Annotated in this window: 17 protein-coding genes; 8 read left to right on the top strand and 9 right to left on the bottom strand. The window is 64.0% G+C overall.

Annotated features, from left to right (window positions below; genetic code table 11):
* The first annotated feature begins 171 nt into the window (after positions 1-171).
* The 6 genes from ABIB95_RS03575 (at position 172) to ABIB95_RS03600 (ending at position 6,278) form a co-directional block, all read left to right on the top strand.
* Complete coding sequence (locus ABIB95_RS03575; RefSeq protein ID WP_071914955.1) at positions 172-411, top strand: hypothetical protein; 240 nt, start codon at positions 172-174, stop codon at positions 409-411.
* A gap of 424 nt (positions 412-835) precedes the next feature.
* Positions 836-3,385: a TonB-dependent receptor gene (locus ABIB95_RS03580; protein ID WP_354117475.1), complete on the top strand. Its 2,550-nt coding sequence runs from the start codon at positions 836-838 to the stop codon at positions 3,383-3,385.
* Positions 3,386-3,405: 20 nt separating this feature from the next.
* A complete protein-coding gene (locus ABIB95_RS03585) occupies positions 3,406-4,095 on the top strand; it encodes a Fe2+-dependent dioxygenase (protein WP_354237931.1) in 690 nt (229 codons plus the stop codon).
* Entirely contained in the window at positions 4,092-4,994 is a 903-nt protein-coding gene (gene exbB / locus ABIB95_RS03590; protein WP_354237932.1) for a tonB-system energizer ExbB, read from the top strand. Before ABIB95_RS03585 ends, exbB begins: the two co-directional genes overlap by 4 nt.
* A 3-nt stretch (positions 4,995-4,997) precedes the next feature.
* Entirely contained in the window at positions 4,998-5,453 is a 456-nt protein-coding gene (gene exbD / locus ABIB95_RS03595; protein ID WP_071914949.1) for a TonB system transport protein ExbD, read from the top strand.
* A 9-nt stretch (positions 5,454-5,462) separates the two neighbouring features.
* Entirely contained in the window at positions 5,463-6,278 is an 816-nt protein-coding gene (locus tag ABIB95_RS03600) for an energy transducer TonB family protein (protein WP_063983858.1), read from the top strand.
* Here the strand turns inward: ABIB95_RS03600 and ABIB95_RS03605 are convergent.
* The 3 genes from ABIB95_RS03605 to ABIB95_RS03615 form a co-directional block, all read right to left on the bottom strand.
* A complete protein-coding gene (locus tag ABIB95_RS03605) occupies positions 6,266-6,685 on the bottom strand; it encodes a hypothetical protein (protein ID WP_028157721.1) in 420 nt (139 codons plus the stop codon). The genes ABIB95_RS03600 and ABIB95_RS03605 overlap by 13 nt on opposite strands.
* A gap of 62 nt (positions 6,686-6,747) precedes the next feature.
* Positions 6,748-7,428, bottom strand: a complete 681-nt coding sequence (locus ABIB95_RS03610) for a site-2 protease family protein (RefSeq protein ID WP_354117476.1) — start codon at positions 7,426-7,428, stop codon at positions 6,748-6,750.
* A gap of 71 nt (positions 7,429-7,499) precedes the next feature.
* Positions 7,500-8,366 carry a LysR family transcriptional regulator gene (locus ABIB95_RS03615; RefSeq protein WP_354237933.1) on the bottom strand — a complete coding sequence of 289 codons (867 nt, stop codon included), beginning with the start codon at positions 8,364-8,366 and terminating at the stop codon, positions 7,500-7,502.
* Positions 8,367-8,456: 90 nt separating this feature from the next.
* On the opposite strand from ABIB95_RS03615, the gene ABIB95_RS03620 reads away from it, so the two are divergent.
* Positions 8,457-9,368: a DMT family transporter gene (locus tag ABIB95_RS03620; RefSeq protein WP_354237934.1), complete on the top strand. Its 912-nt coding sequence runs from the start codon at positions 8,457-8,459 to the stop codon at positions 9,366-9,368.
* Between the two features lie 2 nt (positions 9,369-9,370).
* Here ABIB95_RS03620 and ABIB95_RS03625 read toward each other — a convergent pair whose 3' ends face one another.
* From ABIB95_RS03625 to gntR, 6 genes are all read right to left on the bottom strand, one after another.
* Positions 9,371-9,763, bottom strand: a complete 393-nt coding sequence (locus tag ABIB95_RS03625; RefSeq protein ID WP_354237935.1) for a GFA family protein — start codon at positions 9,761-9,763, stop codon at positions 9,371-9,373.
* Positions 9,764-9,766: 3 nt separating this feature from the next.
* Positions 9,767-10,900 (bottom strand): serine hydrolase domain-containing protein, encoded by a 1,134-nt coding sequence (locus ABIB95_RS03630; RefSeq protein ID WP_354237936.1) that lies wholly within the window; start codon positions 10,898-10,900, stop codon positions 9,767-9,769.
* Positions 10,901-10,969: 69 nt separating this feature from the next.
* Complete coding sequence (locus ABIB95_RS03635) at positions 10,970-11,716, bottom strand: SDR family NAD(P)-dependent oxidoreductase (RefSeq protein ID WP_354237937.1); 747 nt, start codon at positions 11,714-11,716, stop codon at positions 10,970-10,972.
* Positions 11,717-11,835: 119 nt separating this feature from the next.
* On the bottom strand, positions 11,836-12,567 hold the full coding sequence (locus ABIB95_RS03640) for an SDR family oxidoreductase (RefSeq protein ID WP_135214354.1): 732 nt from the start codon (positions 12,565-12,567) through the stop codon (positions 11,836-11,838).
* 164 nt (positions 12,568-12,731) lie between these two features.
* Positions 12,732-14,561: an IlvD/Edd family dehydratase gene (locus ABIB95_RS03645; protein WP_354237938.1), complete on the bottom strand. Its 1,830-nt coding sequence runs from the start codon at positions 14,559-14,561 to the stop codon at positions 12,732-12,734.
* A 122-nt stretch (positions 14,562-14,683) separates the two neighbouring features.
* Positions 14,684-15,784, bottom strand: a complete 1,101-nt coding sequence (gene gntR / locus ABIB95_RS03650) for an HTH-type transcriptional regulator GntR (protein ID WP_166095128.1) — start codon at positions 15,782-15,784, stop codon at positions 14,684-14,686.
* 201 nt (positions 15,785-15,985) lie between these two features.
* Between gntR and ABIB95_RS03655 the strand changes: the two genes are divergently transcribed.
* Positions 15,986-17,047 (top strand): ABC transporter ATP-binding protein, encoded by a 1,062-nt coding sequence (locus ABIB95_RS03655; RefSeq protein ID WP_063983849.1) that lies wholly within the window; start codon positions 15,986-15,988, stop codon positions 17,045-17,047.
* Position 17,048: the final 1 nt, after the last annotated feature.

Here is a 17,048-nt window from a genome sequence, read left to right on the forward strand (position 1 = left end):
CGGAGCCGGTGTGGGCGGCCTGCAGAGCTGTCCGCAAGGGCGCCCCGGCTGCGCTGCGAAGTGAGCCGGAAACAACTCCCGTGAGAACGGTTCTAATTCGCCTGCACGGCGTTTCGGTTGTCAGGAAATCCGGCATCGGTCATATCGGCCCCGCCACAACGGGAGCGCAGGATGGACGAACTGAACGGCAAGCTGATCGCGTGCCAGATTCTGATCACGGGACTGATCGCGCGCGTCGCCAACGAGCAGCGCGATCCCTTGCGCTTCCTGACCGACTTCCGCGACGAGATCAAAGCCGTCGTTAGCGGCGTCAACATCGCCGGCATGGACAACTCCGATCGCGTGCGCGCCGTCGCGCAGAAAACCGTCGACGAATTGTTCTCGCTGATGAAGCCGCCGAGCAGCGATTGAGAGCGGCGCCGCCGCTCGCGCCTGCGCAGCTCTCGCATGCGCCCATGTTTCCAGATTGAAATCTGCACCGAGTCCGATCTGGATGAATTCAAATGTGCTGGCAGATCAATCGCATTGACCAGCTTTTCTCCGACCGATAGCACCGCCCCATCGTTCGCGTCTCTGCATCGACGAAGCGCATCAGTTCGAAGGTTGATGCGGCACGACGAGATCGTAGCGATCAATGTCCAGATTAGAATGGTTCAAGTTTAGAACTGTTTAAAACTGCGGCGTACTCAACCGAGTTTAGAATTGCTTTGAAATGGTCGGATTCAAACGGAGTGTGGCCGAGATCGCGTTGACCCCCATGAACACGCCCGATAGCACCAATGCGTCGCGTTGTCGCAACGCGACCAATGGAAGCATAAGCACTGTGGGGCGTGTGATGGGCATGATGAAGACACCGCGATCGTTGCGTTCGGTTGCGGATCGGAAATCCTTCGGCAACAATTTCGACACTGCGACCGGCAAGACTGTGTCCACGGTCGCCAGTCTGATCGCGGTCGCGACGGTCTCGACCGGCGCACAGGCGCAGCAGACCAATCTGCCCCCCGTGAACGTCGATGCGCCTCAGCAGCGTCCGCGTCCGACCGCTTCGAAGCCCACCGCCGATCAGATTCGTGCGCGCAACGCGCTGCGGCGCGCGGCGCAGCGGCAGCAGGCCGCACAAGCGCCTGTCGCCAATCCGAGCCCTGGTCCTGCCGATCGTGATCCGTACGCAAATCCCGCCGCGCCTTATATGGCCACCCGAGTGCAAGCGTCGGGTAAATTCCCTGAGCCAATCCTCAACACGCCAAAATCGATCACCGTGCTTACAAAGGATGTGCTCGCGGACAAGAACGCCACGACGCTGAAGCAGGCGATCCTGAGCACGGCCGGCGTGACGCTCGGAACGGGTGAGGGCGGCAATGCCTTCGGTGACCGCTTCTTCATTCGCGGCTTCGATGCCCGCAACGACATCTTCATCGACGGCGTGCGCGACGCGGGCGTCAGCGTCCGTGAAAACTTCTTCACCGAGCAGGTCGAAATTCTGCGTGGTCCGGGCTCAACTTTCGCGGGCCGCGGTGTCGCCGGTGGTGCGATCAACATCGTCACCAAGCAGGCGACGACGCAGAACAGTTTCTACAACATGGACACGACGTTTGGCACCGACCAGACCAAGCGTGTGGTGCTCGACGTCAACCAGGTGATCAACCCGACGCTGGCCGTTCGTGCCGGTGGTCTGTTCCAGGACGCCGATGTCGCCGGTCGCGATTTCGTCAAGGATAATCGCAACGGCGCGTTCGTCGCCACGACCTGGAAGCCGACCGACACGATCAGGGTGACCGGGGGTTACATCCACACCGAGTTGACCGGCGTGCCGGACTTCGGCGTGCCCTACTACCGGCCGAGCACGGCGACGACCGCCGGTGGGCCGTTCCCGGACTTCGGCTCCAACCGCAACAACTGGTATGGCCAGATCAACCGCGACTTCTACCGGACCGGCCAGGACATCGGCTCGTTAAACGCGGAAGTGCAGATCACGCCCGACTTGATGGTCAGCAACAAGTTCCGCGTATCTCGTTCGACCCAGAACTATGTCGGAACGCTGCCTGAGCAGCCGGTGATCGCCAACCCGCTTTCGAATTCGACGCTCACGATGAATCCGCAGAGCCGTCTCCAGATCACTGACGTGCTCGCCAACCAGACGGAAGCGACCTACAAGTTCCAGGACTGGGCCGGCTTCAAGCACACCGCGCTGGCCGGGATCGAAGTCGATCGCGAGCGGTCGTCGATCGACAAGTATCTCGGGCTCACCTCGGAAGGGAACGGAGTTCCGATCACTCCAGGCGGCTCGCCGACAGGTGTCAGCGTCTTCTTCCCTCAGGACACGTTCTTGCCCGGGAAGGCGCTCGCACTGGCCGGTCTGCCGGCCAAGATCGGCATCGACACTGTCAGCGGCTACGTCATGGACAGTGCGAACTATCGTGACCTCCTGATCCTCAATGGCGGCTTCCGCTACGACAACTACAACCTCGATACGTCGGCATACGGGGCGGGCAACGCTCTCAAGCAGCAATCGGCAAACTTCCTGATTCCCAACTTCAATCTCGGTTTGACCTTGAAGCCGGCGCCAAACGGCAGCGTGTACGTGGCCTACGCGACCTCAGCGAACCCGGTGGGAGCCGAGTTCGACGGCACCAGCACCGCGTATGGCGGCGTCAATCCCGCTCTGGCCGGCGGCAACAATCAGATCTTCGGGCCGGAGAAGAACACGGCCATCGAACTCGGCACCAAGTGGGAGCTGTTCGACCGCCACCTGCTCCTGACGGCTGCGCTGTTTCAGACCACCAAGGACAATGCGCGCGAGGCACAGAACGTCAATAGTGTGGCCACGGCGTCCGCGTTGGGATGCGTCTATCCCGCCGGCACGACCGGCAACATATCCTGTATCACCGCAGGTTCCGCTTATCGTATTCGCGGCATCGATCTCGGCGTGAGCGGCAAGATCACGGACAAATGGAGCGTGTTCGGCGGTCTCGTCCTGATGCAGTCGGAGGTTACGGCTTCAAACGTGAAGCCCGCGAACATGCCCGCGCCGCTTCTCTACACCACCAATGTCGGGCTTCCTCTGGCCAACGTTGCCCATCAGTCGTTCAGCATGCTGTCGAAGTACCAGTTCAACGATATCTGGGAACTGGGCGGGCAGGCCGTCTACCGCTCGAAGATCTACGGTGGCTCGTTGCTTGCGGCCAACGCAGGCACGTCGCTTCCGAGCTACTGGCGCTTCGATGTGTTCGCGGAAGCCAAGATCAACAAGAACTGGCAGTTGAAGCTGTTCGTGAACAACATCTTCGACAAACGCTACTATGACGCGCTGTACCAGAGCGCCGCGCCCTTCGTGCTGGAAGCACCGGGACGCGCCGCCTATCTGGTGATCTCGGCGCGCTACTGATGGAGTAACGACGAGGTGCCATGCTGACATGCATAGACGGCGTCCTGAGCAAGGATGATGTGGCGGAATTCCGCCGCATCATGGACGCCAGCGAATGGGAAGACGGCCGTTCCACCGCGGGCGCGCAGTCAGCAATGGTCAAGCGCAATGAGCAGTTGTCGCCTGACAGCGAGGTCGCGCGCAAGCTCGGCAACCGCATCATCTCGGCGTTGACGTCGAACCCGCGGTTCCTGGCAGCGGCGATCCCACTGCAGATCTTCCCGCCGCTGTTCAACCGCTATGCGGCGAACAGCGGCCATCATTTCGGGCTGCATGTCGACAATGCGATCCGCGGCGACCGCCTGACCGGCCTTCGCATCCGCACAGACCTGTCGGTCACGCTGTTCCTGGCCGAGCCGGAAGAGTATGACGGTGGCGAACTTGTGATCGAGGACACCTACGGTTCGCACGAAGTGAAGTTGCAAGCCGGGGACTGCGTGCTCTATCCCTCGACCAGCCTCCATCTCGTCACGCCGGTGACGAGGGGGACGCGGGTTGCGTCTTTCTTCTGGCTTCAGAGCATGATACGGGACGATCAAGCCCGGAGCATGATCTTTGACCTCGACACCGCGATACAGGCGCTGGTGGAACGGCTCGGGCGTGACGATCCCGAAACGGTCAAATTGACGGGTATCTATCACAACCTCATTCGCTACTGGGCCGAAGTATGAAGATCATGTCCTTCCAAGCAAGCCTTGCCGCCGCCTTGATGCTGGCGGCCGCCTGGCTCGTATCCCCTGTTTCTGCCCAGACACAGACCCCGCCGGCGGCACCGGCACAGGCTACGGCTCAGCCGGCCGCGGCCAGCCCGGCTCCGGCTGCCGCTCCGGCGGTGGTGGCGCCCGTGGCGAAGCCCGAAGCGGCCGCTATCGCGCCGGCCATGAAGGAGCTGTCCCCCTGGGTGATGTTCATGTCGGCGGACGTCATCGTGAAGGCGGTGATGATCGGGCTTGCCTTCGCATCGCTGATGACCTGGACCGTCCTGATCGCCAAGTCGATCGAGCTGTCGGTCGCGTCCGGCAAGCTTCGTTCGGCACTGAAGAAGATCTCGGAGGCGCGCTCGCTCGCGGAAGCGCAAATGGCGCTCGGCGCCAAGCAGGGCATTCTGCCGTCCTTCCTGGCGGCAGCGCTGCGTGAGGCGCGGATGTCGGCCGGCCTGTCCAGCGATGCCGGTATCAAGGAGCGCGCGGCCTCGAGCTTTTCCGAGATCGTGCGCGCGGAGGCGCGGCGCATCCGCGTCGGCATGGGTGTGCTCGCGACCATCGGCTCCACGTCGCCCTTCGTCGGCCTGTTCGGCACGGTCTGGGGCATCATGAACAGCTTCATCGGCATCTCGAAGTCGCAGACCACGAACCTCGCGGTGGTCGCGCCCGGCATCGCCGAGGCGCTGCTCGCGACCGCGATCGGCCTCGTCGCCGCCATTCCCGCCGTCATCATCTACAACCACTTCTCGCGCATGACGAAAAGCTATCTCGAGCTCGTCAGCCGTGCCTCGGGCGCGGCGGCGCGGCTGCTCTCGCGCGATCTCGACCGCAGCCACGGCAGCGCGCATTCGCGCGCGGCGGAGTGAACCATGGGCGTTTCGCTCGCAGACAATGATGACGACGACGATTTCGGCGAGACGCATGACATCAACGTCACGCCGTTCATCGACGTCATCCTGGTGCTGCTGATCATCTTCATGGTCGCAGCTCCGCTCTCCACGGTCGACCTGCCGATCGATCTGCCGACCTCGAGCGCGACCCCGCAGAAGAAGCCGGACAAGCCGACCTATCTCAGCATCAAGCCCGACTTGACGCTTGCGATCGGCGAAAACCCGGTCCACCGCGCCGAGTTGATCGGGACCCTCGACGGCCTGTCCGACATGAGCAAGGACAAGTATGTCTTCTTGCGCGCCGATCGTTCGGTGCCGTATGGCGAATTGATGAGCGTCATGGAGCTCTTGCGCTCAGGTGGCTATTCCCGGGTGAAGCTGGTCGCGCTGGAAGGCGCTCCCGGAGCGCCCGTGGCAGGCGCCGGTCAGCCTTAGAGGCGCACGATGTCGGACGAAGCCAGACCATCCCGGAAGCTCTGGATTTTGGCAGCGGTGGCGGCGCTCGCGCTCCATCTGGGCGGTGCCGCGCTTGCCCTGGCCCATCTGCGGACCGATGACGACGACGATGGTTTGGGTGCGGCCGGCGCGGAGTTCGCCGTCGAGATGGCCTCGCCCAAGGCGCCCGAGACCGACCTTCCGCCGGGACCGGACAGCGAAGCGATGCAGGAGCAGCAGGCGCTTCCCGAGCAAAAGGCCGAGACCAAGGAAACCGAGCTTCCAAAGGACCAGTCGCAACAGGTCGACGATCCCGATCGGGTCGTCACCGAAAACATCTCGAAGAAGCCGCAGGACGAGGATCCCAAGATCGCGGCGGTCGAGACACCCGCTGCCGAGGCTTCGCCGCAGTCGGTTGCAACGGCGCGGCAGACACTCGACGAGGACGCGCGCGAGGCCGAGAAGGCCCTGGCGCCGGTGCTTGGCCTCGGCAAGGACATCCTCAGGATTACGACCGACTGGAATCGCAAGATCAGTGCGCACCTCACGGCCCACAAGGTCAACCCGGAGGGCAAGCAGCCCAATAATCAGAAGGTGAAGGTCAGCTTCGCGATCAATCGCAGGGGCAATGTGCTGTCCGTCGACGTCGTGGAGTCATCGGGGGATGTGGCCTACGATGCGGCCGCGCTCTCGATTGTCCGCAAGTCCGATCCCATCCCGCAGCCCCCGGCCGGACTGACCGAAGACCGGTTCGAGCGTACCGTCGACATCATCTTCACGCCGCCCGACGAGAAGAAAAAGAAGAAATCGGCTCAGCGCCAGTAGAGCCGGATCCCGACATAGACCACGACCAGGCAGACGAAGATCAGCGCCACCGGGAGCGGCCGTTTCTGGGCTCCGCTAAACGCCGCCGTGAAGGAGGCCGTCTTCGTCGGTTTCGGGGGAGGTCGGCGGAAAGCGGTAACATTGTCCGCCGCCGGCTCGGGCGGACGGGTGCGGACGTCGGGCGGAGTTCCCGCGCCGCCCATCTCGGCATAGTAGGCCTTGTAGATCGCGCCGATCGTGGCCTCGGTGGCCTCGCCCTCGCTCATCCGCGCCAGCAGGTTCTTGTAGCTGACCAGGAACTCCTGCGCCTCGGCAGGCAGCGCGGAGGACCCGTTGAGCTTGGCCATCATCTTCCAGGTGGCAAAATCGGCGCGGGCGCGGGTGTCCGCGCGTCGCGCGATCAGCATATCGGCAGCTTTGACCAAGTCGGCCTCGAGCCCTTCGGCTTATGTTCGGGTGTTCTGTTGAACTACGCGTTGCCGGTCAGGAAGAGAACAGCCTGAATCACATAACCGGTCAACGTTCGCAGTATTCCTGAAATAACATCAAGATTTAGACCGAACTGCGAGCCCGCGAGCGGCAGCAGGATCAACAGGCCGATCAGGATCAGCATCCCGAACGGCTCGAGCCGGGCCAGCGGCATGGCGAGGGCCCGAGGCAACAGCCCGACCGCGACGCGCCCGCCGTCGAGCGGCGGGATCGGCATCATGTTGAACACCGCCAGTACCGCGTTGATGACCAGCGCGTTCTTGAGGTTGTCGAAGATCCACTGGGCCGAGCCGGCCGGCGCAAAGGGCACGGCATGGAGGGCAAGAGCCGCCGCGAGCGCCAGCAGGATGTTGGTGGCGGGTCCGGCAAGGGCCACCCAGACCATGTCGAGCCTGGGATGGTTGAGCTTGCGGAAATTGACGGGAACCGGCTTGGCATAGCCGAACAGGAACGGCGAGTGCGCGAACAGCAGCATCGCCGGCAGGATCAGGGTGCCGAACGGATCGATATGCTTGATAGGGTTGAAGCTGACGCGGCCGAGCTGCCAGGCCGTGTTGTCACCGAGACGGTACGCGACGAAAGCGTGCGCGGCCTCGTGGAAGGTGATGGCGAGCAGCAGCGGTAGCACCCATACAGAAAGCTCATAGAGGGAAATGTTCACGGCTCGTCCGTCCCGGTTTGTGCCTCGTGGCCTTGCAGCCAACCCGGCCGATCCGGTGATGGGGCAACGCGTCAGGTCAGGATATGGGACGCGGGTTCCGAAATCCCAAGCCGTAAATGATCCGCCAGCAGCGCCGCCGGCTGCGACAGGTTGCGCGCGCGGTGCAGGCGGATGTCGGCAGCCGGCAGCGGCGGCAGGCCGTTCGACAGGGCGCGAAGGCGGGAGGGCAGGGTGCCGGCCTTCACGACCGTGATCGCAAGGCCCTCCGCCGCGATCGCTTCCACCGCCGCAAGGGTCCGACTGACGAAGGCAAGGCGCCAGGGCCGGCCGGCGGCATCGAGGGCGTCCGCGGCCCATTGCCGGAACAGGCAGCCCGGCGGGTAGAGCGCGACGGGCAGCGTGTCCTGTGCTTCGGCTCGATACGTCCTGGCCGCAGCCCAGACCGCCTGCTCGCGTCGGAGCAGTTCGCCATCGCCGCGTCCTTCCGGATGCATGGCGATGACGAGGTCATAGGCCTCGCCGAGCCGGGCCGGCATCGTCGCGGTCAGGCCGGTCTCGATCTCGACCCGGATCTCCGGATGGTTTTGGGCAAAGCGCGCCAGCAAGGGCGGAATGACGATCGTGCCGTAATCGTCCATCACGCCGAGGCGGACCACGGCGTCGCGCTTGCGTGCGCGGAGCACATCGATCGCCTCTGCATTGAGGTCGAGAAGCCGCCTCGCATAAACGAGGAGCTCATCGCCCGCCGCGGTCAGCGCGACGCCGGCCCTGGTGCGCTGAAACAGCTTGGTGCCGATCCGCTCTTCCAGGCGCCTGATCTGGACGCTGACCGCCGACTGGGTCCGGTTGAGCAATTGGGCTGCGCGCGTGAACGAGCGATGCTCGGCGACGGCGAGAAATGCCTTCAGCAGATCGGGGTCGAGAACAGGCGTGGTCATGACGAAAACTTATCCCAGCATGACGGAAACTCCATTCCCTGTTTCGGCGCGCCTCGTATGCTGCGTTCAGGGCTCGTCAAGGGAGGGCGTGTGGGCGAAATCTCCGGCGTTCTGGCTGCGGTGCTGTCGAGTGGGCTCGGCGGCACCTCGATCGGTGCCACGCGCTATCTGGTGGGCAGCCTCGATCCGCTCGCGATCGGCTCGTTCCGGTTCGGCATCGGCTTCCTGCTGCTGTTACCCCTGACGCTGCTCCGCGGTGACCGCTGGCCGGGGCGAGGGGACTGGGCCGCCGCGACCGGGCTCGGCATCCTGTTCTTTGCCCTGTTTCCGATCCTGTTCAACGCGTCGCTGATCTTCACGACCGCCGCGCGCGGCGCGCTCGCCTTGTCGACACTTCCGCTGTTTTCGCTCGTGATCGGCGCCGCGCTCGGCGCCGAGGCCCTGAGCTGGCGCAAATCGATCGGTGTCGTGATCGCGACGTTTGGCGTTGCCGTCGCGCTGCTCTCCGACCTCACCTCGGCACCATCCGGCGCATGGCGCGGCGATCTCCTGATGATGGCGGCCGCGCTGTGCATGGCGCTGTACGGCATCTGGTCGAAGCCGCTGATCCGGCGCTCCAGCCCGATCGCCTTCACCACGATGAGCATGGCGGCCGGTGCGGCCTGCCTCATCCTGCTCTCTTATATCCGCGGCAGTTTTGCGCCGGTCGCCGGCTTCGGTGCGCCGCAATGGCTGGCGGCTTTCTATCTCGGCGCCTTCGGCGCAGCGCTGACCTTCTATCTCTGGGCCTTCGCGCTTGAGCGGACCACGCCGACGCGCGTCGCGATCTCGGTGACGGTCAACCCGATCACGGCCTCCCTGGTCGGCGCCTGGCTGCTGAACGAGCCGCTGCGCTGGAATCTGGCGGCCGGCATCGTCGCGGTGTTTGCCGGGATCTGGATCGCGACGACGACGGGACGGCGCGCTCAGGCGGCGAGAGTGCCCGCGTCAGGGCAAGCCTGACGTCACGCCGGGATGGTGCCTTGATATTGCGTCAGGCCGTCGTCGAGCTTCAGCCAGGCGACCTTCTCCGAGACCCAGATGTGCTCGGTCGGCGCAAAGGCGTTGCGATCGTCGAAGGTCGTGAGCGAAACGCCCGCCAGCGTGCCGTTGCGCCGCCAGGAGAACAGGCGCGTGCCGCAGCGCTTGCAGAACACGCGGTCGATGTTCTCGGACGAGGCATAGCGCTCGATGTCACCCTCGACGGTCAGCGCGCGTTGATCGAATTGCGCGCGGGCGAAGTAGGGCGAGCCCATCGCCTTCTGGCACAGGCGGCAATGGCAGATACGGACGTTGAGCGGCTCACCCTCCGCCTTGAACCGCACCGCGCCGCACAGGCATCTACCTTCCCGGATCATGGCTCAGGCCACCCGCCATTCGCCGACCTGGCGTGCCATGCTCCAGTTGAGATTGTCGAGATCGCCATCCATGTTGGAATTCCCGCGTCTGGTGTTGGTGAAGGCGGCCCAACAGAAGCCGCCATGGGTGCGCACGGCAATCGTGCTCGTGCCCGGCAGGCTGCCATTGTGCCACCAATTGTCGAATTTGTTGACACAGAAGCCCTTGGCGTAGTTCGGGCTGTAACTGGGCGCGGTGGTCATGACCTCGATGGTGCGCGGCCGCAGGATGTTCGCCGGTCTCGTGTAGCCGTCGACATGCATCAGGAACTGCACGAGATCCGCCGGCGTCGCGATCCAGCCGCCATGGGAATCCATCCGCCTCACCTTCATCTCATACGGACTTTCGCCCTGACCGTAATAGGCGACTTCGCCGGCCTGACGCTGGTCGCGGGTATTACCGGCGATGGTCATGTCGGTGACGCCGCAGCGCGCCAGCACCTCGGTGCGGACGTGCTCGGCATAGGCCTGGCCGGTGAGCTTCTCGATCACGCGGCCCAGCACGCAATAGCCGAAATTGGAGTAGGCGTAGTGCTGGCCCGACGGCCGGTCCAGCGGCCGGTTGGCGAGCGTCCAGGCGATCAGCTCGGCATGATCCATCCGCGGATGCGTGAACATGGGATCGCGGTTGTCGTTGCTCCAGCCGCCGGCGGCGTGCGTCAGCAGATGCTCGAGTGTGATCTGGTCGATGCCGGCGGAGTAGGGCGGTGACCCGTAATCGGTGCCGAGCAGTGCACCGGGGCCGAACACGCGATCCGTGAGCTTGAGGCGGTTCTCCTCGATCAGGCGGAAGATCGTGACCGAGGTGATCATCTTGCTGACGCTGGCGATCCGGAACAGATGCCGCGGCGTCACGGTCTCGTTCCGCTCGCGATCCGCAAGACCGAAGGCGTCCTCGTGGACAACAGTGCCGGCATAGCCGATCGCAAAGGACAGCGCCGGCACGTCGTATTTGTCCATGAAGCTGCGCGCGAGCCGCGCCATGGCGCCGCGTTCGGCCGGCGAGGGCGGACGGATGCTCGGCGGGCTGGGCGCCAGTTGCGCGGGTGCAACGCGCGACAGCAGCGGCAGCGCGCCTGCGCCCGCTGCGAGCTTCACGAAATCCCGACGCCCAAAATCCCGACGTCCAAGCCGCATGGTCCACCCCTTCAAGGGGCGGCCAAAGCTTCAGTAGGTCGCCCGTCCGCCGGAAATATCAAACACCGCGCCGGTGGAGAAGGCACAATCTTGGGATGCGAGCCAGCTCACCATCGCGGCGAGCTCTTCCACCAGCACGAAGCGTGCCTTGGGGATTTTCGACAGCATGAAGTCGATATGCTGCTGCGTCATCTGGTCGAAGATCGCGGTCTTCGCCGCGGCCGGCGTCACCGCATTCACGAGGATGTCATGTGCCGCCAATTCCTTGCCGAGCGATTTCGTCAGCGCGATCAGTCCGGCCTTGGAGGCCGAGTAATGCGAGGCGTTGGGATTGCCTTCCTTGCCGGCGATCGAGGCGATGTTCACGATCCGCCCGTATTTCTGCTTGAGCATCGTCGGCACGATCGCCTTGCAGACGATGAAAGGGCCGTCGAGATTGATGCGCAGGACCTTGCGCCACTCCTCGAGATCGGTCTCCCAGACCGGCTTGTTGACGCCGGCGATGCCGGCATTGTTGACGAGGATGTCGATCTTGCCGAAGGCGGCAAGCGTCGCATCGCGCGCCTGCTCGACCGCGGCGGGGTCGGTGACGTCGACCTTGAAGACTTTTGCCTCGCCGCCGACTTCATTCGCGGTCTTCTCGGCGAGAGCCGAGTCGAAATCCCAGATCGCGACCTTGGCGCCGGAGTCGATGAAACGCCGGGTGATGGCACGGCCAAAGCCCTGCGCGCCGCCGGTGACGACGGCAATGCGGCCGTTGAGATCGATCTTGTTCATCGAGAACTCCCTTGTCTATCCCTCATGGTGAGGAGCGCGCACTTGCGCGCGTCTCGAACCATAAGCCCGTGGCCTATCCTCGAGACGGCGCTGTCGCGCCTCCTCGGGATGAGGAGCGATCAGAGCATGTAGCCGCCGTCGACGACAAGGTCGACGCCGGTGGTGAATGCACTTTCGTCGCTGCCGAGATAGACCGCCATGGATGCGATTTCGTCGGCGGTGCCGAGCCGGCCCATCTTCTGGCGGGAGACGAACATCTCCTTGCCCTGCGGACCCTGCGCGGCGGCGCGGTCGAGCATCGAGGGCGTCTCGACGGTGCCGGGGCAGATGCTGTTGCAGCGGATGCCCTTGGTGATGAAGTCGAGCGCAACCGCGCGCGTCAGCAGCGACACCGCGGCCTTCGACGCGCTGTAGACGTAGCGGTTGGCCGGTGGCCGCAGCGCCGCGCAGGACGAGATGTTGACGATGCTGCCGCCGCCGCCCGCCAGCATCTCGGGCAGGAAGGCCCGGATGGTCCGGTGCATCGACTTGACGTTGAGGTCGAACGAGAAGTCAAAATCCTCTTCCGAGCACTCCAGGATGGTGCCGTGATGCACGAAACCGGCCGCGTTGAGCAGGATGTCGACCTTGCCGATGCGCTTGGCGAAGGCGTTGACGTCGGCGGTGTTGCGGACGTCGAGCTTTGCGACCTCGGCGATGCCTTCCTTGGTCAGGCCCGCGATGCCGGCCTCGTTGATGTCGGTGGCGATGACGGTTGCGCCTTCACGCGCGAATGCGATGGCGCATGCGCGCCCGATGCCTGCCGCTGCAGCCGTGACGACGGCGCGCTTTCCCTTGAGGCGGTCTGCCATGTTGTTTTTCTCCTTGGCTTGAATTTGTCTATCGGCTCGTCATTGCGAGGAACTCGTGACAAAATTGCGCAGCAATTTTGCACTGTTGCGACGAAGCAATCCAGACTGTCTCCTTGGAGATATCTCTGGATTGCTTCGCTTCGCTCGCAATGACGACGTGGCTGTTAGTGATTGTCTCTGGCGACACCAAACGTGCCGGCGACGTTCTGATACCTTGTGGCGAGCTCCATGCAGGCGCCGGTCGATTGCTGGCCGACCGTGTTGCGGTAGATCTCCTGCCACGGCGTCTGGTTCGCCGGATGCTTGAAGCCGCCATTGGCCATCAGCTCGGCGTGGCGCTTCTTCACCTCGTCGTCCGAAATGAGAATATTGGCGCTGCCCTTGTTGAGGTCGATGCGTACCTTGTCGCCGGTCTTGAGGATCGCGAGCCCGCCATTGGCGGCAGCTTCCGGCGAGGCGTTCAGGATCGACGGCGAGCCCGAGGTGCCGGACTGGCGGCCGTCGCCGATGCAGGGCAGGGCGAGAATGCCGCGTTTGATCAGCGCGGTCGGCGGCTGCATGTTCACGACCTCGGCGCCACCGGGGTAGCCGATCGGGCCGGTGCCGCGGACGAACAGCATGCAATTCTCGTCGATGTCGAGTGAAGGATCGTCGATCCGCTCGTGATAATCCTCCGGGCCCTCGAACACGATGGCGCGGCCCTCGAAGGCGTTGAGGTCCTTCGGGTTGCTGAGATAGCGGTCACGGAACTCCTTGGAGATCACGCTGGTCTTCATGATCGCGGAATCGAACAGATTGCCCTTCAGCACCAGGAAGCCGGCGTCCTTCACCAGCGGCTTGTCGTAGGCCCGGATCACGTCATTGTCGGGCGCGGGCGCATTGGCGCAGTTCTCGCCGATGCCGTGGCCGTTCACCGTGACCGCGTCCTCGTGGATGCGCTTGTGCTTCATCAGCTCGCGCACCACGGCCGGCACGCCGCCGGCGCGGTGGAATTCCTCGCCAAGATAGAAGCCGGCCGGCTGCATGTTGACCAGCAGCGGCACGTCGTGGCCGAATTTCTGCCAGTCGTCGATCGACAGCTCGACGCCGATGTGGCGGGCCAGCGCGTTGATGTGGATCGGCGCGTTGGTCGAGCCGCCGATCGCGGAGTTGATCACGATGCAGTTCTCGAACGCCTTGCGGGTCAGGATGTCCGACGGCTTGAGGTCTTCCCAGACCATCTCGACGGCGCGCTTGCCGGTCTCGTAGGCGATCTGGCCGCGCTCGCGATAGGGGGCGGGGATCGCCGCGCAGCCCGGCAGCGAGAAGCCGAGCGCTTCGGCAAGCCCGTTCATGGTCGAGGCGGTGCCCATGGTGTTGCAATGGCCGACCGACGGCGCCGAGGACGCCACGATCTCCATGAATTCCTCATAGTCGATCTCGCCGGCGGCGAGCCGTTCGCGCGACTTCCAGACGATGGTGCCGGAGCCGGTGCGCTCGCCGGCATGCCAGCCGTTCAGCATCGGGCCGCCCGACAGCACGATCGCGGGCAGGTTCACGGTCGCCGCCGCCATCATGCAGGCGGGCGTGGTCTTGTCGCAGCCGGTGGTCAGCACCACCCCGTCGAGCGGATAGCCGTAGAGGATCTCGACGAGGCCGAGATAGGCGAGGTTGCGGTCGAGCGCCGCGGTCGGGCGCTTGCCGGTCTCCTGGATCGGATGGGTCGGAAATTCCATCGCAATGCCGCCGGCTTCGCGGATGCCTTCGCGGACGCGGTGCGCCAGCTCAATATGGTGGCGGTTGCAGGGGGAAAGGTCGTTGCCGGTCTGGGCGATGCCGATGATCGGCTTGCCGGACTGAAGCTCGACCCGGGTGAGGCCGTAATTCAGGTAGCGCTCCATATAAAGCGCGGTCATGCCCGGATTATGCGGATTGTTGAACCATTCCTGCGAGCGGAGGTGGCGGCGAGCGCCGTTGCTGGCGGGCGCATGCCCATTGGTTGGTTTTTTTGTCATTGGTTTCTCCTGCAATGCAAACGCACTGGCGTCGGGAGCTCAGCTTCGGCTGGTGCGATGCCCAACGGCGCGATCCATGGTTCAAAGGCCCGTTGGCGGGTCATTCCCTCACAAGCGCGATACTAGTCTTGGCCACTTGGTAACGCTATCATTTTGTTCGCGGCGCCCGCGCCTGATGCGGCAGGCCTGTCGTCCGACCGCCGCGACGACGAGCTTTGCCGCTCGATCACCTTGAAGCCGAGATCGAGCACCGGCTGCTCGGGGCGCCGTCCATCGATCGCTTCGATCAGCATGGTGGCGGCCGTGTTGCCCATCTCGTAGCGGTTGGTGCGCACGCTGGTGAGGGTGGGCACTGCGGAGGCCATGAATTCGAGGTCGTTGAATCCGACGATCGCGATCTGCTCGGGGACCGCGATCTCCCGGCGCCGGCATTCGAACAGCACGCCGAGCGCGAGGTCGTCATTGGCGCAGAACACCGAGTCGATATCGGGCTCGCGCGCCAGCAGATCGGTGAACAAGGTGCCGCCGAGCGTCACCGAGGTCGGTGTCGCCGTCGTGACGACGAGGCGCTGCTCGAACAGCGCGGCGTCCTTCATGGCCGAGACATATCCGTCCAGCCGCCGCTGCACCCGCGGATCCATGCGCGCGCCGACGAAGCCGATCTTGCGATGGCCTTGCGCAAACAGGTGGGCGATCGCCGCGCGGGCCGCATCATAGTGCGAAAAGCCGATCATCATGTCGACCGGATTGGGTCCGATCTCCATGATCTGCACGATCGGGCAGTCGGCCGCCTCCAGCATCGCGCGCGATTCCGCGGTCTGGTCGATGCCGGTGACGATCAGTCCGGCCGGCTTCTGCGCGAGAAACAGGCGCAGCAGCTTCTCCTCCTGGAGAATACTGTAGCGTGTGTTGGACAACTGGATCGAGTACCGGCTGCCTTCGGAGGCGTCATAGATGCCGCGCAGCACGTCGGAAAACACGTTGTTGGTCAGTGACGGGATCAAGACGCCGATCACTTCGGTGCGCTGCGAGGCCAGCGCCCGCGCCGCCAGGTTCGGCACATAGCCGAGCTCATTGGCCGCGCTCTCGACCCGCGTCCGTTTGGCGACCGACAGGGCCTCCGGATTGCGGAAGAACCGGGACGCCGTGATCGGGCTGACGCCGGCAAGCTCGGCAACTTCCGCCAGCCGGATTTTACCTGACTTGGTGCGTTTTCGACCCATTTGCTGCTCTTATCACAGTCGGTCCGGCAAACAAAGGAACGTTGACAGCGCTACCAGCAACGACTAACCAAAGACAAATTGCCAAAACCGCACAAACTGCCGACAATGTCGCTCGCTAAGATCGGGCTTCGTTCGGTGAAGTCTGAAAAACAAGACGGTCGCGGCGCGTGAGGCGTCGTGGACTTTCGAGGAGGGAGCTAGATGTCGTCTGTGCAAATCCGCGACGTGCGGAAATCGTTCGGCAATTTTGAAGTCCTGCACGGCGTTTCGATTCCGATCGAGGACGGCCAGTTCGTCGTCCTGGTTGGCCCCTCCGGCTGCGGCAAGTCGACGCTTCTGCGCATGCTTGCAGGCCTCGAGAACATCACCTCCGGCACGATCTCGATCGGCGACCGCGTCGTCAACAATATCCAGCCCAAGGAGCGGGATATTGCGATGGTGTTCCAGAACTATGCGCTCTATCCGCACATGACCGTCGGCGAGAACATGGGCTTCTCGCTGAAGCTGCGGAACGCGAGTTCCGACGAGATCAACAAGCGCGTCAAGCGCGCCGCCGAAATTCTCGCGCTGTCGCCGCTGCTCGAGCGCTATCCGCGCCAGCTCTCCGGCGGTCAGCGCCAGCGCGTCGCGATGGGGCGCGCCATCGTGCGCGATCCGCAGGTGTTCCTGTTCGACGAGCCCTTGTCGAACCTCGACGCCAAGCTGCGCGTCGCCATGCGCACCGAGATCAAGGAGCTGCACCAGCGGCTGAAGACCACGACCGTCTACGTCACCCACGACCAGATCGAGGCCATGACCATGGCCGACAAGATCGTCGTCATGCATGACGGCATCGTCGAGCAGATGGGCACCCCGCTCGAGCTCTACGACAAGCCCGACAACCAGTTCGTCGCCGGCTTCATCGGCTCGCCGGCCATGAACTTCCTGAAAGGCCATGTGCGCGTCAACGGCGTTGCGACCTTCGAGGGGCCGAACGGCGTCAAGCTGCCGCTCAAGAACGCGCCGGCGGCGTCCGACGGTCGCCCTGTCGTCTATGGTGTGCGACCCGAGCATTTCACCATCGCGGACGACGGCGCCGATGCCGAGATCATCGTGGTCGAGCCGACCGGCTCGGAGACGCAGGTGTTCGCGAAGGTGGGTGGCGAGCAGGTCGTCGCCGTCTTCCGCGAGCGTCACCAGTTCAATCCGGGCGACAAGGTCAAGCTGAAGCCTGACCCGTCACTGGTTCATCTGTTCGACGAGGCGACGGGCAAACGCATGTAGC

The organism is Bradyrhizobium sp. LA2.1, assembly GCF_040547725.1.
Classification (GTDB): Bacteria; Pseudomonadota; Alphaproteobacteria; order Rhizobiales; family Xanthobacteraceae; genus Bradyrhizobium; species Bradyrhizobium barranii.